Origin of the sequence: Martinezella tropici, assembly GCF_008370325.1 — a bacterium.
Classification (GTDB): Bacteria; Pseudomonadota; Alphaproteobacteria; order Rhizobiales; family Rhizobiaceae; genus Rhizobium; species Rhizobium tropici_B.
The window spans coordinates 780907-805576 of record NZ_VNIP01000006.1 but is presented as its reverse complement, the minus strand read 5'-3'; the positions used below and the strand labels follow the sequence as shown (position 1 = coordinate 805576).

Here is a 24670-nt window from a genome sequence, read left to right as displayed (position 1 = left end):
AATTCTGCAATGAACACCTCCAGCGGCTCCTCGATCCGATTGCCGCAATCCGAGCTGACCTTCGGCTTGTCGATGATGTTTCTCTCCGTCGTCCTCGCGCCGATCATCGACATCTTCTCCAAGCTCGCCGCAACCACGATCCCGCCTGCGGAAGTCACCGCCGCCCGCTTCATCCTTCAGTCGCTCTTTGCGCTGCCGATGATGGTGATGCGCGGGCAATGGGGCGTGTGGACATGGCAGCGCAGCGGCGTCCATGCCATTCGTGCCGCGGTGCTGACGCTGTCCATGGTGTCGTTCGTATCCACGCTGCAGGTGATGGAAGTGGCCGATGCCATTGCCATCTTTTTCGTCGAGCCGATGATGCTGACCATTTTGAGCAGCATCTTCCTCAAGGAAACCATTGGCTGGCGGCGCTACACCGCCTGTGCCGTCGGCTTTTTCGGCGCGATGCTGATCATCCAGCCGAGCTTTCAGGAAGTCGGCTTCATCGCCCTGCTGCCCGTCGTCACCGCGCTCTGCATTGCCGTCTACGTCATGATCACGCGCGTCGTCTCTCATAGCGAGGATGCCTGGTCAATGCAGTTCCAGACCGGCCTTTGGGGCATCGGCTTCAGCCTGATCCTGCTCGCCATAGGCCGGGTGACGGAATCCGCAATCCTCGATCCGGTCATGCCGGATCTGGTTGCCACGCTCTACCTGCTCGGCGTTGGGGCCACCGCGGCGGCTTCCGGCATCTTCACGGTGCATGCCTATCGCGCCGTGCCGGCCTCCACGCTCGCACCGCTGCAGTATTTCGAGATCGTCTCCGCCACGATCTTCGGCTGGCTCGTCTTCGACAACTTTCCGGATGCGATCAAGTGGCTCGGTATCCTCATCATCATCGGCTCCGGCCTGTATATTCTCTGGCGCGAGCGGCGCTTTGCTTCCAAGCCTGTATCCGATACATCTGAAACAGCATTCACGCCCTGAGCGGGAGAGCGGACCGACATGACAGAGCAAAAGACCAGGAAACCTCCGCTTTTCGGTATTCGTGTCATCGAGCTTGCCCGCGTGCTCGCAGGCCCATGGGCCGGACAAATGCTGGCCGATCTCGGCGCCGATGTCATCAAGGTGGAAAACCCCGACGGCGGCGACGACACGCGCCAATGGGGGCCGCCTTTCGTCGAGGGCAAGGATGGGGAAAATCTCTCCGCCGCCTATTATCATTCCGCCAATCGCGGCAAGCGCTCCATCACCGCCGACCTCAAGACCGAGGAGGGACAAGAGCTGGTACGCCGGCTGGTGAAGACAGCCGACGTGGTGATCGAGAATTTCAAGCTCGGCGGTTTGGTGAAGTACGGGCTGGATTATGAAAGCCTGACAACGATCAATCCCCGCATCGTCTATTGCTCGATCACCGGCTTCGGGCAGACCGGCCCCTATGCCAACCTCGCAGGCTATGACTATATCGTTCAGGGTATGTCCGGCTTCATGTCGATAACAGGCGAACCGGATGGCCAGCCGATGAAGGCGGGCGTCGCGATCGCCGATATTTTCACCGGCATCTACGCGGTTTCCGCGATCGAGGCGGCCCTGATCCATGCGCTGAAGACCGGCGAAGGACAGCTCATCGACATGGCACTGCTCGATGTGCAATCGGCCGTACTTGCCAATCAGAACATGAACTATCTGATCTCGGGCAAACCGCCCGTGCGCCTCGGCAATGCCCATCCGAATATCTCGCCCTATGAGGTCGTGCCCACCGCCGACGGCTATCTTATCCTTGCCGTCGGCAATGACGGGCAGTTCCGGCGCCTCTGCGCCATTCTCGGCATGGAGACCAATGCCGACGACGAACGCTATGCGACCAACAAGGCCCGCGTCGCCAATCGCAACGAGGTGCGCGCCTTCGTCTCGGCGGAAACGCTGAAGTGGAACAAGGCGGACTTGCTGAAAGCCTGCGAGGACAATGCCGTGCCGGCCGGCGCCATCAATACGATCGAGGACATGTTCGCCGATCCGCAGATTGTGGCGCGCGGCCTAAGAATCGATCTCGAGGACGGCGCAGGCACCGTCATTCCGAGCGTGCGTACGCCGATCGTGCTGTCGGAAACGCCGTTGGTCTATACGCGGCCGAGCCCGCGTCTCGGCGAACATCAGGAGGAAGTTCTGGCCGAATTGGCCGAACTGGAGGGAAAGGCGAAGACATGAAGCGAACGGGCGGGCAACTCATCGTCGAGGCTTTGAACGCAAATGGCGTGCGGCGCATGTCCTGCGTGCCGGGCGAGAGCTTTCTTGCCGTGCTCGACGCGCTGCATGATAGCGATATCGAGGTGCTCGTCTGCCGCCAGGAAGGTGGTGCTGCGATGATGGCGGACACCTGGGGGCGTTTGACCGGCGAACCGGGCATCTGCATGGTCACCCGCGGCCCCGGCGCCACCAATGCATCCGCCGGCCTTCATATCGCGCGGCAGGATTCGATCCCGATGATCCTGTTTATCGGCCAGGTCCAGCGCGATGCCCGCGAACGCGAAGCCTTTCAGGAGGTAGAATTCCGTCGCGCCTTTACCGAATTTGCCAAATGGGTCGGCGAGATCGACGATGCCGCCCGTATTCCGGAATTCGTCACCCGCGCCTTCGCGGTCGCGACATCGGGGCGCCCCGGTCCGGTCGTGCTGACCCTGCCTGAGGATATGCTGCGCGATGAGGTCGAGGCGCCGGAAGCGCTGCCCTATGCCCCGGTTGCCGCTCATCCGGGCCGCAGCCAGCTTGCGGACCTTGGCCAGCGCCTCGCCGCCGCACAGCAACCAATGGTCATTCTCGGCGGCACACGCTGGAACGAAGAAGCGGTTGCCGGCATCAGGCAATTTGCCGAACGTTTCAAGCTGTCGGTCGGCTGCTCCTTCCGCCGGCAGATGCTGTTTGACCATCTGCATCCAAGCTACGCCGGCGATGTCGGCATCGGCATCAACCCGGCGCTGGCAAAGGAAATCAAGGAAGCGGATCTGCTGATCCTGCTTGGTGGACGTCTCTCCGAAATGCCGTCCTCCGGCTATACGCTGGTCGATATCCCCTACCCGCGCCAACAACTCGTCCACATCCATCCCGATCCCTCAGAACTCGGCCGCGTCTATCGCCCGGACCTGGCAATCTGTGCAAGTCCGGCGGATTTCGTGGCGGCACTGGCGGACCTCGACACGCCAACCGAGACGCGCTGGGCAGAGCGGACCGAGCGCATGCACACCGCCTATCTTGCCTGGTCGAAGACACCTGAAAACAGCCCCGGCGCGGTTCACATGGGCCGCATCATGGATTGGATCGAAACCAACACGGCTGATGATGCGATCTTCACCAATGGCGCCGGCAATTATGCCACTTGGCTGCACCGCTTCCATCGCTTCCGTCGCTTCAACACGCAAGCGGCTCCGACATCGGGCTCGATGGGCTATGGCCTGCCGGCGGCGGTGGCGGCAAAGCAGCTGTTTCCCGAGCGTGAGGTGGTCTGCTTTGCGGGTGACGGCTGTTTCATGATGCATGGCCAGGAATTCGCGACCGCCGTCCAATACGGCCTGCCGCTGATCGCTTTGGTCATCAACAACGGCATGTACGGCACGATCCGCATGCACCAGGAGCGGGAATATCCCGGCCGCGTCAGCGCCACGGCGCTCGACAATCCGGATTTCGCGGCCCTTGCCCGCGCCTATGGCGGTCATGGCGAAACAGTGAAGGTGACGGAAGAATTCGGCCCGGCGTTCGAGCGGGCGCGTGCGAGCGGCAAACCGGCAATCATCGAGATCGCACTCGATCCGGAAGCGATCACGCCCTCCCGCACCCTGACGGAAATCGCCCAGACAAAAGGCCGATGAGCGCGAGCCCACCGGCCTTTCAACAATATGTGGAACCGACTTAATCGAGAGCTGCGGTCACGATGAATTCGACCTTGTACTTCGGCGCTGCGAGCTTGGCTTCGCTGGTCGCACGGGCCGGCGTGTGGGCCGGATCGACCCAGGCTTCCCAGGCGGCGTTCATTTCGGCGAAGTAGGAGATGTCCGAGAGGTAGATGAGCGTCTGCAGGATCTTCGACTTGTTAGTGCCGGCGGCACCCAGCAGGCGGTCGACTTCGGCCAGTGCCGACTTGCACTGATCCGTGACGCTTTCGCCTTCGCCAACCTGGCCGGCGAGATAGACGGTGTTGCCGTGGATGACGGCGCCGCTCATACGGGCGCCAACGTCGATACGCTTGATGCTCATGGTCTTCTCCTGATGTTGTTCTTCGACAGGTAAACAGGGCACGGCCTGCGGTCTGCCCTGTAATCAAAAGGCCGGGTAAAGACCCGTTCAGCCGCGAATGTGATGCGTCTTCTGATAGATCGCGGTCGAGCGTGCGCCGGAGCGGCAATAGCCGAGCATCGGGCGCGGAAACTCGTCGAGCGCATCGACCATGCCCTGCACGGCTTCCTCGGTGACGCCCATGGGGCCGACGGGCACCTGGGTGATTTCCAGGCCGAGTTCCTTGGCGCGGGCTTCGATGACGCCAAACGACGTCTGATCCGGGCTCTCACCATCGGGACGATGGCAGACGATGGACTTGAACCCCAGAGCCTTGATCTGGTCGAGATCCTCTACGGTGATCTGGCCGGACACCGAGTATTCATCGTCGATCGGGCGGATATCCATGGTTTATGTCCTCTCTAAAACCGTGGCCTTGATCTACGCCGCGACAAGGCGAGCGTCAACCGCGAGGCACTCTCAAACGAAGGCAAAGTTGAGCATGAAATTGCGGGCTTCGCCTGGCTGGAGAATATTGAATTCGTCCACCTCCTCAAGCTCCGCGCGCGAGACCCACCGATGAGAAACCGGCTCGATACCGAGCACATGCGCAGGCGCGCGCTGGTTGCGCCAGACCTGCAGGAACGGCAGCGTGTCGGTACCAAAGCGCACCCTCAAAGACTTGCCGCCGATGGCCGCGATGGGGCCTAGGCTGATTTCGGCCCAGTCCTCCCCCTTGTCCTGCGCCGGCACGCAGAAGATATCGCCGCCCTCTTCGCCAAAGGTCCATGGAAAGCCGCCATTCTCCAGCATCTGCCCGGTGAGGCGCGTGCCGCTATCGAACCATTTGCCGCCGATGTTCATGTGGTACATCAGGAAGACTGGCATCGCCTCCGTACTCGTATTGACGATGCGGTCGGCAAGCGAGACCTCGCCGGTTGCGCCGTCGATCTGCCAAAGGCGTTCCAGCCTTGCGGTGCGGCGTTCAGCGGTTATGACATCGATATCGGCGCGGCATTCCGCATTGCCGTTCTCGAATTTGGTCCAGAGAATTTTGGCCGGATGAGAGGAAAAGGATCCATGAAGCGGATAGCGCCCTCCTTCGAAGGCTCCCGTCATCGGCTCGGGATGGCGGATATGATCCGGCCCGCAGGTGAAGAGGAAGCCTTGCACGGAATGACTGATGCGCGGATCGCCATCATCGGGAACGGCGCCTCCGGGGGCAAGATTGTTGCCCTCGACGATGCAGGCGCCGATATCCAGGACAGAGCCCTCGTCCAGCGTCAGTTTCGGCCCCTTGGCCGCCGAAAAATCCATCATCTCCAGCATCCTCCATGACTTGCGCTGCCGACGAGCATTGTCCCGCGATGGAGCGCCGCTGAAATAAACGGTGATTTGGCTTACCGAATGTTAACTTGAAGCCTTGATCACAGAAATTTTTATATTTTATTCAGCATGATAATCTAAATTTCCATACTGGCGTCAAAATTGCCATGTGTGTGTCAGCCGAACGACTACCCCGAGGATTCGACAGACGTGAACCGCTTTGTAAAATTGAGTTTTGCCCTGGCAATGACTGCCACTGTGTCCATGCTTGCGCTCACCAATGCGCAGGCACAATACTATCGCAGCGGAAACAGCAACACGGTTCTCGTCACTCCCGACGGCCGGATCCTCGATCAATACCCTTACGGCGGCGGCTATTCCATGGCGCGCGACGGGCGCGGCCGACGGGTTCTGATCGACGCCTACGGCAACGTCGTCGCCACGGAGATGAAGGCAAGCACCTATTATCCTCGCGCGCCTGCTCGCGAGACCTATAATGATAATGGGTACGACAACGGCGGCCGCTATGGCGACACCCAACTCTCCAGCAACGGCGGGTACCAGGATTATCGCCAGTATCGCACCGACAGCTACGACAGCGGCGACCAACAGGATCGCGGCGTAGTGACCGGCGGAATTCCGCGCGATGGCGATATTCAGCGTCAGCCGCTCGACAATCAGCCCCTGCCGGGCAAGAACCAGGGCCAGACGAACCAAAGCGGCAGCGATTATGCTTCGATAGATCCACAGCAGGGCGCACCGGATATCGTCAACAAGCCGCCGGCCGAGCCCGTCATCACGCTCAAGGGCAAGTCGAAGATGGAGATCACCGCGCTTGAGGTCTTCCTCTCGCGGCAGGGGATTTCACCCGGCGCCATCGACGGCCGCATGGGCGCCAACGTCACCAAGGCGATCTATGCCTATCAGCAGATGACCGGCCAGACTCTCGATCCGAACAATACCGACGCAATCCTCGAGCAGCTGCGCATGTCCGGTGGCATGCCGATCATCAACTACACGATTACGGCTGCCGACGCCGCCGGCCCCTATGTTGCGTCGATCCCGGAAGATTATGCCGCGAAGTCCCAGATGCCTTCCCTCGGCTACACGTCGACGACCGAGATGCTGGCGGAGCGCTTTCATATGGATGAAGGCTACCTGAAGGCGCTCAATCCCGGTGTCGATTTCACCGTGCCGGGCAGCACCATCAAGGTTGTCAATACGGGTCCCAGCAAGACGGGAGCGGTCGCCAAGATCCTGGCGGACAAAGGCCGCAAGCAGGTTTTCGCCTACGACGCCAACGGCACCTTGATCGCAGCCTATCCGGCCAGCATCGGTTCCGCCGACACGCCCTCGCCCTCCGGCACGGTCACGGTCGAGCGCGTCGCCTTCAATCCGGGCTATACCTACAATCCGAAGATCAACTTCCAACAAGCTGGAAACGACAAGATCCTCAACATCCCACCTGGCCCGAACGGCCCGGTTGGTACGGTCTGGATGGCCCTGTCGAAGCCAACCTACGGTATTCACGGCACGCCAGATCCTTCGCGGATCGGCAAGACGCAGAGCCATGGTTGCGTGCGCCTCACCAACTGGGATGCGACCGAACTCGCCAAGATGGTCAAGCCTGGCGTCGTCGTCGAGTTCGTGGATTGATTACCAGACCGGGCTTCAATGAAAAAAGCCGCCGGGTGACACTCGGCGGCTTTTTTTTGTTTGTCTTAAAGTGCCCGACGCGCTCCTGCTTGCATCCATCGCGAAGAGAAGGCGGGCAGCGTATTAGAAACAATCCCTGAACAGCGCCTTGGTATTTTCTAAGGTCATTGCCACTGGATTACCGCCGGCGCTCGGATCTTCGATTGCCATGGCGGAGAGTTCGTCGATCCGGTCAGGCGCGATGCCCATGGCAGACAGACTTTCCGGCACGCCGAGTTCCGCGCGCAACTGCAGCACATAGTCATAGAAGCCGTCGAAACCGCCCGAAATTCCGAGATAGGCTGCGGCGCGCGCGATCTTGTCCTCGATGACCTTGCGGTTGAAGCGCAGGACGGCCGGCATGACGACGGCATTGGTCATGCCGTGATGCGTGTTGTAGACGGCGCCGATCGGATGCGACAGTGCGTGGATGGCGCCGAGACCTTTTTGGAAAGCGACGGCGCCCATGGCGGCGGCACTCATCATATTGGCGCGCGCTTCAAGATCCGTCCCCTCGCGATAGGCACGCGGCAGGAATTCCTTGACCAGCCGCATGCCTTCCAACGCGATGCCGGCCGACATCGGATGGTAGAACGGCGAGGAATAGGCTTCCAGGCAATGAGCAAACGCATCCATGCCGGTGCCGGCGGTGATGACCTTCGGCATGCCGACGGTTAGCTCGGGATCGGCGATGACGACGCCGGGCAGGAACTTCGGATGGAAAATGATCTTCTTCACATGCGTTGCGGAATTGGTGATGACGCTGGCACGGCCGACTTCCGAGCCGGTACCGGCGGTCGTCGGCACCGCGACGATCGGCGCAATGCCTTCGACGCTGGCGCGGGTCCACCAGTCGCCGATATCTTCGAAATCCCAGACCGGCCGACTCTGGCCGGCCATGAAGGCGACGCACTTGCCGAGATCAAGGCCGGAGCCGCCGCCGAAGGCGACGACACCATCGTGACCACCATCCTTGAAAGCCTTGACGCCGGCTTCGAGGTTCTTCTCATTCGGGTTCGGGTCGACATCGGCAAACAGAGCCCGTCCGAGGCCTGCATCTTCCAGAATATCCAGGGCCGTCTTGGTGATCGCCATCGAGGCAAGTCCCCGATCGGTGACCAGCAGTGGCTTCTTCATGCCCAGGCTCTTGCAGGCGTCCGCGAGCTCCTTAATGCGGCCGCGGCCGAGCTTGAAGGCGTTCGGATAGCTCCAATTGGCTGAGATAGTGCTCATGCTGTTACTTTCTTCAGGTGATAGGATTTCGGACGCGTCAGATTGTGGAAGCCGATGATCGAGAGCGAGCCGCCCCGGCCGGTTTCCTTGACGCCGGTCCAGCACAGAGCCGGATCGAGATAATCGGCGCGGTTCATGAAGACGGTGCCGGTTTCAATCTCGCGGCCAATGCGCGAGGCACGCTCGACATCCTTGGTCCAGAGCGATGCCGTCAGGCCGTAAGGGCTGTCGTTCATCAATTCCAGCGCTTCCGCATCGCTCTTCACCTTCATGATGCCGACGGCCGGACCGAAGGTTTCTTCGCGCATGAAGGCCATGGAATGATCGACATTGACGAGGATTCGCGGAGCCAGATAGGCGCCGCCGTCGTCGGCCGGGAACAGCTTCGGGTCGACCAGCGCCTTGGCACCCTTGGCGACGGCATCGGCAATCTGTTCGCGCACCACCTTGGCGAAGCGCTTGTGCGCCATCGGCCCGAGCGACGTCTCAGGATCAAGTGGGTTGCCGAGCTTGTAGTTCGAAACCCAGGCGACGGACTTTTCGACGAAGGCGTCGTAGAGCGATTCATGCACATAGATGCGCTCGATGCCGCAGCAGCACTGGCCGGAATTATAGGTCGCCCCATCCATCAGCGTGTCGACGGCAGCATCGAGATCGGCGTCCTCCATCACATAGCCCGGATCCTTGCCGCCAAGCTCCAGCCCAAGGCTGGTGAAGGTGCCGGCAGCGGCACGCTCGATCGACCGGCCGCCTTCGACGGAGCCGGTGAAATTGACGAAGTTGAAACTGCCGGCCGCAATCAGCGCCGAGGTCGTTTCATGATCGAGGAAGACATTCTGGAAGACGTCGGCGGGAACGCCGGCCTCGACGAAAGCCTGCACCAGCCGCTCGCCGACGAGCAGGGTCTGACTTGCATGCTTGAGAATAACGGTATTGCCGGCCATCAGCGCCGGCGCGACCGTGTTGATCGCGGTCATATAGGGATAGTTCCACGGCGCGATGACGAAGACGACGCCATGCGGCTCACGCTCGATGCGGCGCGCAAAATTCGCGCTATCCTCGACAACCAAGGGTGCCAGCGCATCGGCGGCGATCGACGCGACATAGTTCGAGCGTTCGTTGAAGCCGCGATACTCGCCGCCATACTTGATCGGGCGGCCCATCTGCCAGGCAAGCTCCGGCACGACCACGTCGGCCATATCATTGAGCCGGGCGACGCCCTTCAGCACGAGCTGGACACGATCTTCCAGCGGGCGGCGAGCCCAATCCCTCTGCGCTTTACGGGCGCGTGCCACGACGTCCTTGGCAGCATCCAGCGACAACGCCGAACGTTCGGCATAAACCTCTCCGTTCACGGGGGAGACGCATGTGATCATGGTCATGATCGAATTCCTGCTTTCTTCATTATCAATGGATTGCCGAATGTCCCGCCGCCGGCAAAAACATCCAGGCGCCCCGCCCGATCATAGAATGGAAATCGGGCACGGGGCAGATCGCAAAAGCCTTACGCTCTTTCGAATCCGCGCGCCACTTCCCAATCGGTGACGCGACGATCGTACTCCTCCTGCTCCCATTCGGCAGCGCGGGTATAATGATCGATGACATCGTCGCCGAAAGCCGCGCGCAGCATCTTCGAAGTGGTCAGGGCCGTGGCGGCATCGCGCAAGGTGCGCGGTATCTCGCGGACTTCACGCGCGCCATAGGCATCGCCGACGAACGGTGCTTCGAGCTCGAGCTTGTTTTCGATCCCGTCGATTCCGGCCGCAATCAGGGCCGCGAAAGCCAGATAGGGATTGAGGTCCGAGCCGCCGACGCGGCACTCGATGCGGATCGACTTGGTATCTTCGCCGCAGAGGCGGTAACCGGCCGTGCGATTGTCCTTGCTCCAGATCGCCTTGGTCGGCGCAAAGGTGCCGGCCATGAAGCGCTTGTAGGAGTTGATATAGGGCGCCAGGAAATAGGTGATCTCGCTGGCATGGGTCAGAAGCCCCGCGACATAGTGCTTCATCATCGGCGACATGCCGTATTTGCCGCCCTCTTCGAAGAACATTGGGCTCTTGCCGTCGACACTCCACAGCGACTGATGGATATGCGAGGAGCTGCCGGCAGCGCTATAGTTCCATTTCGCCAGGAAGGTGATCGCCTTGCCCTTCGACCAGGCGATTTCCTTGCAGCCATTCTTGATGACGGCGTGGCGGTCGGCCATGGTTAGCGCATCGGCGTAGCGGACGTTGATTTCCTCCTGCCCCGCCGAAGCCTCGCCCTTCGAATTCTCCACCGGTATGCCCGCCCCTTGCAGGCCGGTGCGGATCGCCCGCATTACCTCTTCTTCCTTGGTGGTCTGGAAGATGTGGTAATCCTCGTTATAGCCGCTGGCGAGCTTCATGTTGCGATAGCCGGCTTCGCGCGCGCTGTCATAACTCTGGTCGAACAGGAAGAATTCGAGCTCCGAAGCCATGTAGGCCTTGAGGCCCATGGCTTCCAATCGCTTCACCTGCTTCTTCAGGATGGCGCGCGGAGAATGCGGCACCTCCTCATGGGTATGGTGGTCGAGCACATCGCAGAGGACGAGCGCTGTACCCTCCAGCCAGGGAATGCGGCGCAGCGTCGCGAGATCGGGCTTCATCGTATAGTCGCCGTAGCCCTTCTCCCAGCTTGTCGACTTGTAGCCGGAAACCGTTTCCATCTCTATATCGGTCGCCTGCAGATAGTTGCAGCTATGCGTTTCCTTCCAGGCGCTTTCGATAAAGAATTCCGCCTGGAAGCGCTTGCCCATCAACCGGCCCTGCATGTCGACCTGACATGCCAGAACCGTATCGATGCGCCCTTCGGCCACATCCTGTTTGAGGTCGTCGAACGTATAGCTAGTGCTCATGATTTGGTCCGCCTGAAAGATAGAAGAGTGATTGGCCAGCGGCCCTGTCGGGCACTAACCCGAAACCACTCGTCGAGTTGGAGGGGCCGCGCCTGCGGCCCCTGTGGGATTGAGATGAATGAGGATCACACCTCGCCGACGGCCCGCTCGGCGGCGGCGATGTCAGCCTGACGCTTGGCGATCACGTCACCGATCGGCGGCCCCTGGAAACGGCGCCTTTCAAACGCGAACCAAATGATTGCAGTCAGAACCAGGAAGCCGATGGTGATATAAAGCGCCCACTCGTTCGGCGGTTGCACGCCGATGACGAAGATGATCGCCATGGCGATGATCACCAGAACCGAAACGAACTTATAGACGCCGATCCCCATGTTCCACGGACCCATCTTCGGCCATTTCGCAGTTCCGATCGCCTTGATGCCGAGGACGATCGGCACGGTGAAGGAGAGGAAAAGGAAGATGACCGTGCACGACACGACGATGGTGTAGGCCGACGAGCCGGCAATCGTAACCAGCGAAGCGCCCCAGACGAATAGGACAGCAAGGATCGCGGCCGTCCAGATGGCGATGGAAGGCGTGCGAAACGTGGGGCTGACGCTCGCGAGCGATTTCGAGAACGGGAGACCGCCGTCGCGCGAGAAAGCATAGATCATGCGCGACGCCGATGTCACGGTCGCAAGGCCGCATAGAAGCTGCGAAATGAAGATCGCGACGTAGAGTATATTGGCGACGACAGGATTAGTGATGCTGTTGATCGTCCAGAAGAAGACATTCCAGCCCTGTTTCGACGCCTCATTCATGTCCGGGATAGCCAGCAGGAAGGCAAGCAGCATGATGTAGCCGAATAGCGACGACCACCAGACCGAGGAAACCATACCGCGGGGCACCGAGCTAGATGCCTTGACTGTCTCTTCGGACGTATGCGCCGATGCGTCATAACCGGTAATCGTGTAGATCGGCAGCAACAGACCGAGCGCGAAGATGTACCACACATTGTCCGTCTTCGGCCAAACCGAGGAATCGCCTTCCGGCGTGCCGGAATAATTGGTGAAGGTCCAGATGCGGCTGATATCCCAGTCCTTCACGCCGATGAGGCAGACGATGGTCAGCGCGATCGCGGCGGCGAAGATCAGGTAGCCGGACATATCTGTCAGCTTTGCCGTAAGCTTGATGCCGAAGTGATTGATCAGCGCCTGCAGGCCTGTGATGATGGCGACGAAAATGATCTGGTTGGCAAACCCGGCCGGGGTACTGGTGTCAACGGCAATGCCGAACCAGCCGGCGATGGAACCGCTGAAGAAGCCCCAGGTGCCGACATTGATCGCGCCGAGCACGGTGATCAGGCCGAGAAGATTGAGCCATGCCGTCAGCCAGCCGGTGAACCGGTTGCCGAGGATCGAGCCCCAGTGATAAAGCCCGCCGGCCGTGGGATAGGCAGAGGAAATCTGCGCCATGGAGAGCGCGAAGACGCCGGAGATCAGGCAGCCGAGCGGCCAACCGATACCGATTGCAGCACCGCCTGCGCCCGATGTGGCCTGCGCGAGCGAGTTGATGCCGCCTGACAGGATGCAGATGATGGAGAAGGAAATGGCGAAATTCGAGAATGAACTCATGCGCCGTTCCAGCTCCTGGGCGTAGCCCATGGAGTGCAGGATATGAACATCCTGCTTCTTGTCTAACTCTGTGTAATCAGACATGCCATTCCCCCTAAAGCCGGGTCGTCCGCGGGATTGCGGAGAACCATGTGTCACATGAGCCGCTGGCTCTTGCCATGCGGCCCGATCGCAGTTGAACTGCTCCCCGGGGTCTTTTTCTTTTATGCTCAGGCTTCCAGACTGTTCTGGATAAGCCCTGTCAGATAATCGGCCACGACCCCTTGGCCGACGTCATCTCGAATGAGGTCGTTGCGGACCTCGATCATTACATTATGCAGGCTGTTGGCGATCCCATGCAGCTTCAGCGTATGGGTGACGCCGTCTTCAGGCCCGTAAGGCTGGTTGCGTTCGGTCCGGTAGAGCGGCGCTTCGGCCGCCGCATCCAGCATGCGATCGGCCAGCCAACGGTCCTCGTCATGCAGAATGCCGAGCTCCACCGCCCGAGGCTTGCCATTATAGACCGGCGTGAAGCTGTGGATCGTCACGATCACGGCTTTCTGTCCGCGCGCAGCCCTGTCTTTCAACAGGGTCCTGATCCTGTCATGAAACGGTATGTAGAGGCCTTGCGTGCGTGCCCGCCTGTCTGCCTCGGCCAGGTGCTGGTTGCCGGGAATCGTATAGATTTCGCTCGTTTCCGGCATCGCGCCGGCACTTTCCGGCGGCCGATTGCAATCGTAGATCAGGCGCGAGAAACGCTGAAAAACCAGCGTCGCATCCAGGCTGGCGGACATTCTTCTTGCAACCGCCAGTGCGCCCGGATCCCAGGCAATATGACTGGAAAGCGCCTCGGCGGAAAGCCCGAGATCCCCGAACTGTTCCGGCAAATCGCGGGAAGCGTGCTCGCAGACAAGCAAAATCGCGCTGCTTCCATCCGGCCTCTCGACCGCGACACAATCGCCATCCGCCTTCGTCAGAATGCCTTGCTGCGCAAGCATCGGAGACGCCCCATTGCCGATCAATAAAATCTTTATAAGAAAAGAATTCTTCAGGTTTTCGCCGCTGTCAATCGAAAACTGAAATTATTTCTTCATTTGTGACATTGACTCGAAATATGACAGCGTTGTTATATCCTTGCAGGAAAGCGGCATAAGACCGTTCCGGGGAGCAAAAATCGAGTGAACACTGCGTCAAAGACAGTTTCTGACGTGATCAACGCGCGCTTCGAGACACTGACGCGCGCCGAAAAGCAGCTGGCTAAGAGCCTGCTCGACAACTATCCCGTTTCGGGGCTTGGCAGCATCACGACGGTTGCCGAAAATGCGCGCGTTTCGACGCCAACGGTCGCGCGCATGGTGCAGAAACTCGGCTACAAGGGCTACCCGGACTTCCAGGCCCATCTTCATCAAGAGGTCGAGGCGACCATCTCCAACCCGCTGACGAAGCACGATCGCTGGGCATCGAACGCGCCGGGCACGCATATCCTCAATCGCTTCGCCGATGCCATCATAAGCAATCTTCGCCAGACGCTTTCGGATATCGATACCGCGACATTCGACGGTGTCGCGAGCCTGCTGTCCGAAAGAAAGCGCGGGCTCTATTTCGTCGGCGGACGCATCACCGGCGCGCTTGCCGAATATTTCTTCACCCACATGCAGGTCATCCGCCCCAATACGACGCTGCTCTCCTCCAATTCCAGCACCTGGCCGCAATATGTCCTGAACATGAATCCCGGCGATCTGCTCGTTATCTTCGACATCAGGCGCTACGAACAGGAAATGGTCAATCTGGCAGCCGCCGCCCGCCGGCGCGGCGCCGAAATCATCGTCTTCACCGATCAGTGGGCGACGCCCGCTGCCAAACACGCCAAGCACACGTTTCGCGTGCAGATCGAGGCGCCCTCTGCCTGGGATTCGTCGGTTGTCACCCTCTTCATCGTCGAAGCCCTGATCGAAGCAGTGCAGAGCTCGACATGGGACGAGACGAGCGAGCGCATGAAAACGCTCGAAGGCCTTTTCGAACAAACCAAGCTGTTTCGCAAGCTGAGCTAAAGGGGAATGAAACTATAAAATAGGCGGAAAGGAGCAGTGTGAAATGCAGCGACTGTCACACTTGTCGATTAGAAGCAAAATCAACCGCGTTTTCAGTAAACGCAACGCTTTGAAGCCGTCACACAACCTTCATGTTACGTCATTAACAGCAACGCCAGGCACTGAAAACCCAAAAGGAGGAAATACAGTGATCTCGAAAATTCATCGTCTTCTGACCATCTCCACAGCGATGCTCGTCGCTTCGACGGCTATTGCCGCCGCGGAACCGAGCGCCGATCTCATCGCTGCCGCCAAGAAGGAAGGCACGCTGACCACCATCGCTCTGCCCCACAACTGGTGCGGTTACGGCGATCTGATCGCTGCGTTCAAGGCGAAATACGGCATCGAAGTCAACGAACTGAATCCGGATGCTGGTTCGGGCGATGAAGTTGAAGCAATCCGCGCCAACAAGGGCAACACTGGCCCGCAGGCTCCTGATGTGATCGACGTCGGTCTCTCCTTCGGCCCGACCGCCAAGAAGGAAGGCCTGCTGCAGCCTTACAAGGTCTCCACCTGGGCTTCCATTCCGGACAGCGCCAAGGATGCCGACGGCTTCTGGTACGGCGACTATTACGGTGTTCTCTCCTTCGTCACCAACAAGGATGTCGTGAAGAACCCGCCGAAGGACTGGGCTGATCTGCAGAAGTCGGAATACGCCAACACCGTTTCGCTCGCTGGCGACCCGCGCACCTCGAACCAGGCCGTTCAGGCCGTTTATGCCGCTGGTCTCGCTGCCGGTGAAAAGGATGCCGCCGAGGTCGGCGCCGCCGGTCTCGACTACTTCGCCAAGCTGAACAAAGCCGGCAACTTCGTTCCGGTCATCGGCAAGTCCGCTTCGCTGGCTCAGGGTGCAACCCCGATCGTCGTTGCTTGGGACTACAACGGTCTCTCTTGGCGCGACAGCCTGAACGGCAACCCGCCGGTTGACGTCACCGTTCCAGCTTCGGGCGTTATCGCAGGCGTCTACGTCCAGGCGATCTCGGCTTTTGCTCCGCATCCGAACGCTGCTAAGCTCTGGATGGAGTTCCTCTATTCCGACGAAGGCCAGATCGGCTGGCTGAAGGGCTATTGCCACCCGATCCGGTTCAACGACCTGGCAAAGAACAAGAAGGTCCCGCAGGAACTTCTCGACAAGCTGCCGCCGGCTGCCGCTTATGAAAAGGCTATCTTCCCGACGCTCGACGAGCAGGCCGCCGGCAAGACCGCCATCACCACCAAGTGGGACTCTGTCGTCGGTTCGAACGTACAGTAATCACAGCTGACTTGACCTCCCCGCTTCGGCGGGGAGGTTTTCCATTTTTTGACGCCGCGGATTGGGCCAATCATGAGCACCGTCACAACATCAACGGTCAGTTCCACCCCCATGATCAACAGACGCGTGGTTGTCGACTGGCTGGGTATCGCGCCCTTCTTGATCTTCGCGCTGCTGTTTCTGATTATGCCGACGATCTACCTCGTCGCCGGCGCTTTTCTGACGCCGGATGGGAGCTTTACGCTCAAGAATATCGCCGACCTGTTCACGCCGACGATCATGAGCGCCTATTTGATCAGTATCAAAATCTCGGTCGCTTCGGCGCTCGGCGGTGCGATCATAGGTTTTTACCTTGCCTGGGCGCTCGTGCTTGGCGGCCTTCCTCCCTGGATCCGCCACGCCTTCCTGACCTTCTCGGGCGTGGCATCGAATTTCGCCGGCGTGCCGCTGGCCTTCTCGTTTATCGCGACGCTAGGCCGCCAGGGCCTAGTCACCATATTGCTCGCTCATTTCGGTTTGAACCTTTATTCGACCGGCTTCAATCTTTTGAGCTTCCTCGGCCTTACCATCACTTATATGTACTTCCAGATTCCCTTGATGGTACTGATCATCACGCCAGCACTTGATGGCATGAAGAAGGAATGGCGCGAAGCTGCCTCCATTCTCGGTGCAACCAACAGTCAATATTGGCTGATGGTCGCCTTGCCGATCCTGTGGCCTAGCCTGCTGGGCACGACGCTGCTGCTATTCGCCAATTCTTTCGGCGCCATCGCGACCGCAATTGCGCTCACCGGCAGCTCGCTGAATATCGTTCCGATCGTGCTCTATGCGCAGATCCGCGGCGACGTGCTGCACAACGCCAATCTCGGCTATGCGCTGGCACTCGGCATGATCGTTATCACGGGCATATCAAACATCATCTATATCTTGATGCGCATGCGCGCTGAACGGTGGCAAAAATGAAGCTGCAAAAACTCTTTGCCTGGATCGCGGTTGCCATCGGCCTCATCTATTTCCTGGTGCCGCTCATCGGTACGTTGGAATTCTCGCTGCGCATGCGGCGCGGCGCCTACAGCTTCGATGCCTATGCTTCGGTCTTTTCGGATTTCACCTTCCTGACCGCCTTCGGCTTCTCGATGTTGATGGCACTTCTGACCATCATCTTCGGCATGCTTCTCGTCGTGCCAACCGCATATTGGGTGAGATTGCGGCTGCCGCAACTTCGCCCCCTTGTTGAATTCATCACACTGATGCCGCTGGTCATTCCCGCCATCGTCATCGTTTTTGGTTACCTTCGCCTCTATAATTCGTCGTCGATCCTGCCGCTGACGGGCTATAATTCCACGACGAACATTCTGCTTGTCTGTTCCTACATTGTTTTATCCCTGCCCTATATGTATCGTTCGGTCGATACGGCGATGCGTACCATCGATATCGGCACGCTGACGGAAGCAGCCGAAAGCCTTGGTGCAAAATGGACAACCATCATGTTCAAATGCATCTTTCCAAATGTCATGAGCGGTGTGCTTTCCGGAGCGTTCATCACCCTTGCGATCGTCATGGGTGAATTCACCATGGCGTCGCTGCTCAACCGTCCGGCGTTCGGGCCCTATATGCAGCTCGTCGGCGCCAACAAGGCCTATGAGCCGTCAGCGTTGGCGATCATCGCGCTCGCTGTGACTTGGCTCAGCATGGCTCTTCTCCAGTTGGTCTCCCGTTTCTCAAAATCCGCTCCGATTAAGGCGTAAGGTCCCGCTATGGCTTTTCTCGAACTTACCCACATCAAGAAGTCCTTCGGCGATATTCACGTCGTCCATGATTTCAATATGCAAATCGAGAAGGGAGAATTCATCTCCTTCCTCGGACCGTCGGGCTGCGGCAAGACGACCGTACTGCGCATGATTGCCGGCTTCGAGACCCCTACCGCCGGCAGCTTGACGATCAACGGCAAGGATCAACGCCACTTGAAGCCAAACCAGCGCAACATCGGTATGGTCTTCCAGGCCTATGCGCTGTTCCCGAACATGACGGTCCATGACAACGTCGCCTTCGGCCTCAAGGTCGCCGGCATGGCGAAGCCCGACATCGACAAACGCGTCAAGGAAATGCTTGCGCTCATCAAGCTCGATCATCTCGCCGGCCGCTACCCCTATCAGATGTCCGGCGGCCAGCAGCAGCGCGTGGCACTGGCCCGCGCCATCGCCGTCAAGCCGCAGGTCCTCCTGCTCGACGAGCCGCTCTCGGCCCTTGATGCAAAGATCCGCGTTTCGCTGCGCGAGGAAATCCGCGCCATCCAGCAGCAGCTCGGCATCACCACCGTTTTCGTGACCCACGACCAGGAAGAGGCCCTGTCGATCTCCGATCGCATCGTCGTCATGAATGCAGGCCGCGCCGACCAGATCGGCACGCCGTTCGAGATCTACAACACGCCGGCAACCCGCTTCGTCGCCTCGTTCGTCGGCACGCTGAATCTCATTGAAGGCAAGGTCGTCGATCCCGTCAGCAACCGCATCATGATCGGCGACCAGGGCGTGACCTTGAAGCAGTCGGTTACGGCCTACAAGCCGGGCGATACGGTATCGCTCGCTCTGCGTCCGGAGGCCGGCTCGCTGGCCGAATCGGCCAAGGGCGATACCGCTTTGACGGGCGAAGTCTCCTCGGCGCACTTCCTGGGTTCGGTCATCCGCACACGTATGAACGTCGCCGGCAACACGATTTCCTTCGACATGTTCAACAGCCCCGGAATGATGCCTCCGAGCGTCGGCGAAAAGGTGACGCTGCGCTTCGCCTCTTCCGACCTGCTCGTCATTCAGGATTGAGCACGCCTCTGCGCCGCAGGGGAACTTTGAAAAATTATTCGCAAACGCCGGGTCAAAAGCCCGGCGTTTTTCTTTGATTTCCACGAGTGAAAACATCTATAGTCCACGCGTTCTCAGGGCGGGGTGCAATTCCCCACCGGCGGTATGGGGAGTTTCCTCGAGCCCGCGAGCGCCTTCCGGTTTTCGGAAGGGTCAGCAGATCCGGTGAGATGCCGGAGCCGACGGTATAGTCCGGATGGAAGAGAGCAAGCAGGGTCGCACCTCCTCCGCGCGGGGAGCGTTGCGTTCATGCGTGTTCGCCCAAGGGATAATTGACAACAACCCTTGAAAGGCAAATTCATGACCATTTCGATTTCTACCCAGCCGAGCCGCGTTGCGATCATTCGGGCCCGCTGGCATGCCGACATCGTCGATCGTTCGGTCGACTCCTTCGTTGCCGAATGGCAGACGACGGAAGGCGCACCGCCGATCGACATCTTCGACGTGCCTGGCGCGCTTGAAATTCCGCTGCACGCACAAACGCTTGCCCGCAATGGACGTTATTCCGCGATCGTTGCCACCGCTTTCGTTGTCGACGGCGGCATCTATCGCCATGAATTCGTCGCCAATACGGTTCTTGATGCCATGATGCGCGTCCAGCTCGACACCGGCGTGCCGATCCTCTCGGCAGTCCTGACGCCGCATCACTTCCAGGAATCCGAAGCGCATATCCAATTCTTCAAGGAACATTTCATCATCAAGGGCCGTGAAGTGGCGAGCGCTTGCCGCCATATTCTTGCGGAACGCGCCAAGTTGCTTCCCGCAGTCACGGTCTGAACCAGCATTGGTGGAGGCGCGGCTGAGGCCCGCCTCCATATCCACAAGGGAGAAACGTCAGTGACCGTCCTACGCATCATCCCAAACCTGCCCGCCGCCGATCCCGACACGGCCCGCCTTTTCTACCATGACCTGCTCGGCCTCGACATCGTCATGGATCACGGCTGGATCCTCACCTTCGCCTCCGAAGCGGCAACCGTGCCGCAGATCAGCATCGCAAGCGAAGGCGGCTCCGGCACGATCGTTCCCGATCTCTCGATTGAAGTCGACGATGTCGATGCGCTTTATCAACGCGCCACATCCTTGGGCTTCGGCATATTGTATGACCTGACGGACGAGCCTTGGGGCGTTCGCCGCTTCTACGTCCGTGACCCCTTCGGCAAGGTGGTCAATATCCTCTCTCATCGCTAAGGCGAAGATGGCGAGCCACTTTGGCCCCAATATGCGCCAAGCCTGCTTGAACTGTTACCGCAGATCCACATTGAAGGTGATCCGCTCCGCCGACCACATCGACTCCGAATAGGTAATCGGCACGTCGTCCGCATCCGCATCCAGCTTGCGGGTGATGAGCAGCGGCACGGATTTCGGCTGCCGGAGAAGCCGCGCCTCTTCCGCCGTTGGCATCCGCGCCTCGATCTCCGTCGACAGTCGCTCGTAGTCGGTGACGCCGTAGCTGGCAAGTGCTGCGGAGATCGTTGGGTGTTGCAAGCGGGCCTTGTCGAAATCGGGAAAGCGCTCGGCCGGGTAGTAAGAATCCCCTAATTCTATGGGCACGCCATCAGCCGTCATTACACCGCGTCGATGAATGACCGATGAGCCAATCGCCAGCTTCAAATAGGCAGCGACGCGCTCCGTTGCCGCTACGATCTCGTGAACGAGCAATTCGCCGCCCGGCTCGAAGCCTTGCTCGATCAGATTTTTATGAAAGCGAGTACGCTTAGACAGCGTATAGTCGAGCACACCCCTATGGACGAATGTCCCTCGCCCCTGCTCGGCGCGGACCAACCCCCGCTGTTCCAGATGCCCCAGCGCCTGGCGCACGGTAAAGCGGCTGACGCCGAAGCGCTGCATCAGCTCCGGCTCGGCCGGCAATTTCGCTCCTGGGGCAAAAGTCCCGGCGGCAATATCAGCCGCCAGGATTTCACCGATCTGATGCCAGAGCGCGCTGCCGCCCTTTCTATCGATCGTCTCCATGTCAGACACGCTTCTCGAGCCGGAACAAAAGCTTGTATTCGGCCGGATAACTCAAGGCATCGAGAATGCTCGGATAATATTTCCGATCCTTCGATGCATGCACGAAGCCGTCATAACCGAAACGCTTGACGGATACGTCGAAGCCAGCCGCAACGAAGGTATCGATATAATCCTGTGGGGACCGATCCTGCATCGGCGCATTGCTGTTATTGCCGATGAGTTCGAGCCACTTAGGCCAGAGCGGCATTTCATTGTGGCAACCGGTCACAGCATAGTAGACGCCGCCATTCCGCATGATCTGGAACATCTGTTCGGCATGCTGTTCCAGCTCCGGCAGCAGATAGATCACCTCATAGCTGAAGGCGACATCGAAGCTGTCGGCGAAGGGCGACAGGTCCGTCGTCACATGAAACTGCAGCGGCATGTTGCCGACGGCAGCGACCGCAGCAGCCACGGACTCCGAAGCGATATCGATACCGACGCCGCGTCGGAACGGCCGCATGCCATAAAGCAAACGCAGGAAGCCGCCGCGGTTGCAGCCGAAATCCAGGACGGTCTTCGAGGAGAAATCCCGCTCCGGCACTGTCTCGATGAAGTGCCGCCAATAGGGGCTGTGCGATTCCGCCATTTTCGTATCGCCCTGCGGATCCTTGTGCCACGTGGCATAAGTCGTTGCTGCGTTTGCCATGATGTGCTCGCTGTTGGAGTGGACTGAGCTTGAGATAGCACAGCTTCATGACATCGGCATGAATTCGTCCGGACGACTGGAGTATTATTTCACGCTTCATGCCAATCGATCCCACTACTGCGCGCAATCCACCATCCATTGCACGCCAAACCGATCCGTCAGCTTGCCGTAATAGCTCCCCCATGGCTGGACGGCGAGCGGTGTCGTCACGTTGCCGCCTTCAGCCAATCGCGCAAAAATCCTGTCGGTACTGCCGCGATCATCCATGACAAGCATATGGGCAGACCCGCGCATCGGCTCCGCGTCGTGGTTGTCGGAGGCGAAGAACAGCACGCCCGGCCCCTCGAACCGCGCATGCATCACCCTGCCTTGCATCGTATCATCAACAAGCGGGATCCCATTCGCGCCGTGCCGCAGCAAAAGCGTGACTTGGCCAAGCTCACAGGCAGTGTAGAAGGCAAGCGCTTCCTCGCAATGCGTCGTAAAAAATAGATAATTGGCGAGTTGCATGTCCTGCCTTCCTTTTGTTTCGGATTAAAGATAGTTCGTGCGCCGGCCCGTCATCGATATGAAGCTGCCGTAGAAGACGGCGGTAAACATCCGGAGCGCTTAGGCAGCTGCAGCACCCTGAATGGCGCCGACCAGGTCCGCGTTGCTATAGCTCTGTCCCGCAATGCCCCAGGCGCCCTCCGGCGCATAGACTATATTCGACCAGATATGTTCACGCTTGATCCGCCCTTCGGCCGCCTGCTCAACGACATCGGTCGCCCTTGCAATGAAGGCACGCTTGGCTTCGGCGGTCGCGAGTGCGATTTCAGGCAGTTTGAGTTCGATGAAGGCCGCGGCAACAGGTTTTCCGGCCGCCAGCACGTGCCCAGCCGGAAGCACATTGATCGAACCAACGACATTGGCCGTCATGAATTCATTCCCGGTCAATCCGGCAACATCGAGGACTGCATCCTTCAATCCGGCAAAAGCTCTCGCCTGTGCTTCCGGGGAAAGCAGACCTTCGGGTACGGTAAGCGTAATGGGCATGGAATATCTCCTTGTTGGACCTGTGATGGCAAATGATATATACCGATCACTCTTTAACGATACACACCGATCACTCTCTATGCAAGCAATAAAGAGAGATCACTCTTAATGGAGGCAGCGATGCGCTACAGCGCCGAACACAAACAGGAAACCCGAACACGGGTGGTCGCGGCTGCAGGGCAGGTATTTCGAAAGGAAGGTTACGGCGGCGCGGGCATCGATGCTCTGACCAAGGCAGCCGGCGTTACCAACGGCGCCTTCTACGGACACTTCAAGTCCAAGAGCGAAGCGTTTCGCACAGCCGTCGTGGAAGGCTTGGAGGAGTTGCGCCAAGGAATCTTGGCGCTTAGGGAAAACCAGCCGAAAGATTGGTTGAAAGCGCTTGCCAGCTTCTATCTAGGCTACAAACGGACCTGCGATCTTGGCGACAGCTGCACGCTGCCGAGCCTTTCCCCCGATGTCATGCGCGCCGACGAGGAAACGCGCGACGCCTATACGGCGGAATTGAGAAAATTGATCGCGGATGTCGCCGCCGGATTGCCAGAAAACACGAGCTCTGCCGAATTAACGCCGGAGGATCGTGCGATTCTTCTCCTCGCAACGCTCAGCGGCGGCGTCACCATTGCTCGCGCAGTCTCAGATCCCGCCCTTTCCAGCCATATCGGCCAAGTCATAGAGCGGGCTGCATTGGCAATAGGAAATCCCTCCAAGCCGCACGGCGAATGACCGATCGCGACATGCATGCGGCAGGAGGCAGCCGAGACGAAGCTTATCGCTCCGTCTTGGCAGGGCCATTTACGCGCGGATCGCCTTGTCGTTCGCGTCGAAACGATGCATCTGGTTTGCATCCGGCGTTGCATAAACCATCTCGTCCGGCTCGTATTGATGTTCCCCGAAGAGACGCGTAGTGAGAAGGCCGGTGGTCTCGGATTCGAGATAGATGATCGTGTCGGCACCGAGATGCTCGACGTGGATGACCTTGGCGGCCCATGAGCCCTGATCGCGCGACAGCGTGATATGCTCGGGACGGATGCCGACGGTCTTGGCGCCGCTTTGGCCCAGACGCTCGGCCGCAATGAAGTTCATCTGCGGTGAGCCGATGAAGCCGGCAACGAAGGTGTTGGCCGGGCGATTGTAAAGTTCCATCGGTGAACCGATCTGCTCGATCGCGCCGGCGTTGAGCACGACGATCTTGTCGGCAAGCGTCATTGCCTCCACCTGATCGTGGGTGACATAGATCATCGTCGCCTTGAGGCTGCGATGCAGGCGGGCGATTTCGAGACGGGTCTGGACGCGCAGTGCCGCGTCGAGGTTCGACAGCGGCTCGTCGAAGAGGAAAAGCTCGGGCTCCCGAACGATGGCGCGGCCGATGGCGACGCGCTGGCGCTGGCCACCGGAAAGCTCCGATGGCCGGCGGGCGAGATAGGGTGCAAGCGACAGCATGCTTGAAGCCTTCTCGACGCGGCTGTCGATCTCGGCCTTCGCAGTGCCGGCCTGTTTGAGCCCCAAGCCCATATTATCCTTGACGGTCAGGTGCGGATAAAGCGCATAGGACTGGAAAACCATCGAGATGCCACGCTTGGCGGGCGGCGTCACGGTCACATCCTTGCCATTGATCAGCACGGCACCGGAGGTCACGTCCTCAAGGCCGGCAATGCTGCGCAGAAGGGTCGACTTGCCGCAGCCGGAAGGACCGACGAAGATGACGAACTCCCCGTCCTTCACCTCGAGGTCGATGCCCTTCAGCACGTCGTGCGAGCCGTAGGCCTTGCGGATGGATTTCAGTTGAAGCGATCCCACAGTCTTT

Annotated in this window: 25 protein-coding genes and 1 riboswitch; of the genes, 12 read left to right on the top strand and 13 right to left on the bottom strand. The window is 59.4% G+C overall.

The window, feature by feature from the left end; all coding sequences use genetic code 11:
* The first annotated feature begins 9 nt into the window (after positions 1–9).
* Genes FP026_RS12310 through FP026_RS12300 form a run of 3 tightly spaced genes read left to right on the top strand, consistent with a single transcriptional unit; the run spans position 10 to position 3845 of the window.
* Positions 10–969: a DMT family transporter gene (locus tag FP026_RS12310; protein WP_149634884.1), complete on the top strand. Its 960-nt coding sequence runs from the start codon at positions 10–12 to the stop codon at positions 967–969.
* An 18-nt stretch (positions 970–987) separates the two neighbouring features.
* Entirely contained in the window at positions 988–2190 is a 1203-nt protein-coding gene (locus tag FP026_RS12305; RefSeq protein WP_149634883.1) for a CaiB/BaiF CoA transferase family protein, read from the top strand.
* Positions 2187–3845 carry a thiamine pyrophosphate-binding protein gene (locus FP026_RS12300; protein ID WP_149634882.1) on the top strand — a complete coding sequence of 553 codons (1659 nt, stop codon included), beginning with the start codon at positions 2187–2189 and terminating at the stop codon, positions 3843–3845. Before FP026_RS12305 ends, FP026_RS12300 begins: the two co-directional genes overlap by 4 nt.
* A gap of 40 nt (positions 3846–3885) precedes the next feature.
* On the opposite strand, the gene FP026_RS12295 is transcribed toward FP026_RS12300, so the two are convergent.
* From FP026_RS12295 to FP026_RS12285, 3 genes are all read right to left on the bottom strand, one after another.
* Positions 3886–4230, bottom strand: a complete 345-nt coding sequence (locus FP026_RS12295) for a RidA family protein (RefSeq protein WP_120664431.1) — start codon at positions 4228–4230, stop codon at positions 3886–3888.
* 87 nt (positions 4231–4317) lie between these two features.
* Positions 4318–4656 carry a TIGR01244 family sulfur transferase gene (locus FP026_RS12290; RefSeq protein WP_149634881.1) on the bottom strand — a complete coding sequence of 113 codons (339 nt, stop codon included), beginning with the start codon at positions 4654–4656 and terminating at the stop codon, positions 4318–4320.
* A gap of 72 nt (positions 4657–4728) precedes the next feature.
* A complete protein-coding gene (locus FP026_RS12285; RefSeq protein ID WP_149634880.1) occupies positions 4729–5568 on the bottom strand; it encodes a DUF4432 family protein in 840 nt (279 codons plus the stop codon).
* Positions 5569–5820: 252 nt separating this feature from the next.
* Between FP026_RS12285 and FP026_RS12280 the strand changes: the two genes are divergently transcribed.
* Entirely contained in the window at positions 5821–7230 is a 1410-nt protein-coding gene (locus FP026_RS12280) for a L,D-transpeptidase (RefSeq protein WP_432444118.1), read from the top strand.
* A gap of 123 nt (positions 7231–7353) precedes the next feature.
* Here FP026_RS12280 and FP026_RS12275 read toward each other — a convergent pair whose 3' ends face one another.
* The 5 genes from FP026_RS12275 to FP026_RS12255 all read right to left on the bottom strand — a co-directional run bounded on the left by FP026_RS12275 (position 7354) and on the right by FP026_RS12255 (position 13967).
* Positions 7354–8502, bottom strand: a complete 1149-nt coding sequence (locus tag FP026_RS12275) for an iron-containing alcohol dehydrogenase (RefSeq protein WP_149634878.1) — start codon at positions 8500–8502, stop codon at positions 7354–7356.
* Positions 8499–9884: an aldehyde dehydrogenase family protein gene (locus tag FP026_RS12270; RefSeq protein WP_149634877.1), complete on the bottom strand. Its 1386-nt coding sequence runs from the start codon at positions 9882–9884 to the stop codon at positions 8499–8501. Before FP026_RS12270 ends, FP026_RS12275 begins: the two co-directional genes overlap by 4 nt.
* A 122-nt stretch (positions 9885–10006) precedes the next feature.
* Positions 10007–11377 (bottom strand): glutamine synthetase family protein, encoded by a 1371-nt coding sequence (locus FP026_RS12265; RefSeq protein WP_149634876.1) that lies wholly within the window; start codon positions 11375–11377, stop codon positions 10007–10009.
* Between the two features lie 125 nt (positions 11378–11502).
* Positions 11503–13074: an amino acid permease gene (locus FP026_RS12260; RefSeq protein WP_149634875.1), complete on the bottom strand. Its 1572-nt coding sequence runs from the start codon at positions 13072–13074 to the stop codon at positions 11503–11505.
* Positions 13075–13199: 125 nt separating this feature from the next.
* A complete protein-coding gene (locus FP026_RS12255; RefSeq protein ID WP_149634874.1) occupies positions 13200–13967 on the bottom strand; it encodes an N-formylglutamate amidohydrolase in 768 nt (255 codons plus the stop codon).
* Between the two features lie 180 nt (positions 13968–14147).
* On the opposite strand from FP026_RS12255, the gene FP026_RS12250 reads away from it, so the two are divergent.
* The 7 genes from FP026_RS12250 to FP026_RS12220 all read left to right on the top strand — a co-directional run bounded on the left by FP026_RS12250 (position 14148) and on the right by FP026_RS12220 (position 20357).
* Positions 14148–15020, top strand: coding sequence for a MurR/RpiR family transcriptional regulator (locus FP026_RS12250; protein ID WP_149634873.1), 873 nt, complete (start codon positions 14148–14150; stop codon positions 15018–15020).
* Positions 15021–15207: 187 nt separating this feature from the next.
* Positions 15208–16311: an ABC transporter substrate-binding protein gene (locus FP026_RS12245; RefSeq protein ID WP_149634872.1), complete on the top strand. Its 1104-nt coding sequence runs from the start codon at positions 15208–15210 to the stop codon at positions 16309–16311.
* 72 nt (positions 16312–16383) lie between these two features.
* On the top strand, positions 16384–17274 hold the full coding sequence (locus tag FP026_RS12240) for an ABC transporter permease (protein WP_149634871.1): 891 nt from the start codon (positions 16384–16386) through the stop codon (positions 17272–17274).
* The gene (locus FP026_RS12235; protein ID WP_149634870.1) at positions 17271–18059 is read left to right on the top strand and encodes an ABC transporter permease; all 789 of its coding nucleotides are present in this window, start codon (positions 17271–17273) and stop codon (positions 18057–18059) included. The genes FP026_RS12240 and FP026_RS12235 overlap by 4 nt, the downstream gene beginning before the upstream one ends.
* Positions 18060–18068: 9 nt before the next feature.
* Positions 18069–19130: an ABC transporter ATP-binding protein gene (locus FP026_RS12230; protein ID WP_149634869.1), complete on the top strand. Its 1062-nt coding sequence runs from the start codon at positions 18069–18071 to the stop codon at positions 19128–19130.
* Between the two features lie 105 nt (positions 19131–19235).
* A riboswitch (FMN riboswitch) is annotated at positions 19236–19381 on the top strand.
* A gap of 88 nt (positions 19382–19469) precedes the next feature.
* Positions 19470–19946: a 6,7-dimethyl-8-ribityllumazine synthase gene (locus FP026_RS12225; RefSeq protein ID WP_149634868.1), complete on the top strand. Its 477-nt coding sequence runs from the start codon at positions 19470–19472 to the stop codon at positions 19944–19946.
* A gap of 60 nt (positions 19947–20006) precedes the next feature.
* The gene (locus tag FP026_RS12220; protein WP_149634867.1) at positions 20007–20357 is read left to right on the top strand and encodes a VOC family protein; all 351 of its coding nucleotides are present in this window, start codon (positions 20007–20009) and stop codon (positions 20355–20357) included.
* A 54-nt stretch (positions 20358–20411) separates the two neighbouring features.
* Here the strand turns inward: FP026_RS12220 and phnF are convergent, their stop codons facing one another.
* The 4 genes from phnF to FP026_RS12200 all read right to left on the bottom strand — a co-directional run bounded on the left by phnF (position 20412) and on the right by FP026_RS12200 (position 22863).
* Entirely contained in the window at positions 20412–21140 is a 729-nt protein-coding gene (gene phnF / locus FP026_RS12215; protein WP_149634866.1) for a phosphonate metabolism transcriptional regulator PhnF, read from the bottom strand.
* A gap of 1 nt (position 21141) precedes the next feature.
* Positions 21142–21828, bottom strand: coding sequence for a class I SAM-dependent methyltransferase (locus tag FP026_RS12210; protein ID WP_149634865.1), 687 nt, complete (start codon positions 21826–21828; stop codon positions 21142–21144).
* Positions 21829–21942: 114 nt separating this feature from the next.
* The gene (locus FP026_RS12205; protein ID WP_149634864.1) at positions 21943–22338 is read right to left on the bottom strand and encodes a VOC family protein; all 396 of its coding nucleotides are present in this window, start codon (positions 22336–22338) and stop codon (positions 21943–21945) included.
* A 99-nt stretch (positions 22339–22437) separates the two neighbouring features.
* The gene (locus FP026_RS12200; protein WP_149634863.1) at positions 22438–22863 is read right to left on the bottom strand and encodes a tautomerase family protein; all 426 of its coding nucleotides are present in this window, start codon (positions 22861–22863) and stop codon (positions 22438–22440) included.
* 120 nt (positions 22864–22983) lie between these two features.
* On the opposite strand from FP026_RS12200, the gene FP026_RS12195 reads away from it, so the two are divergent.
* Positions 22984–23589, top strand: a complete 606-nt coding sequence (locus FP026_RS12195; RefSeq protein WP_149634862.1) for a TetR/AcrR family transcriptional regulator — start codon at positions 22984–22986, stop codon at positions 23587–23589.
* Positions 23590–23658: 69 nt separating this feature from the next.
* Here FP026_RS12195 and FP026_RS12190 read toward each other — a convergent pair whose 3' ends face one another.
* Positions 23659–24663, bottom strand: coding sequence for an ABC transporter ATP-binding protein (locus FP026_RS12190; protein ID WP_149634861.1), 1005 nt, complete (start codon positions 24661–24663; stop codon positions 23659–23661).
* Between the last annotated feature and the right edge of the window lie 7 nt (positions 24664–24670).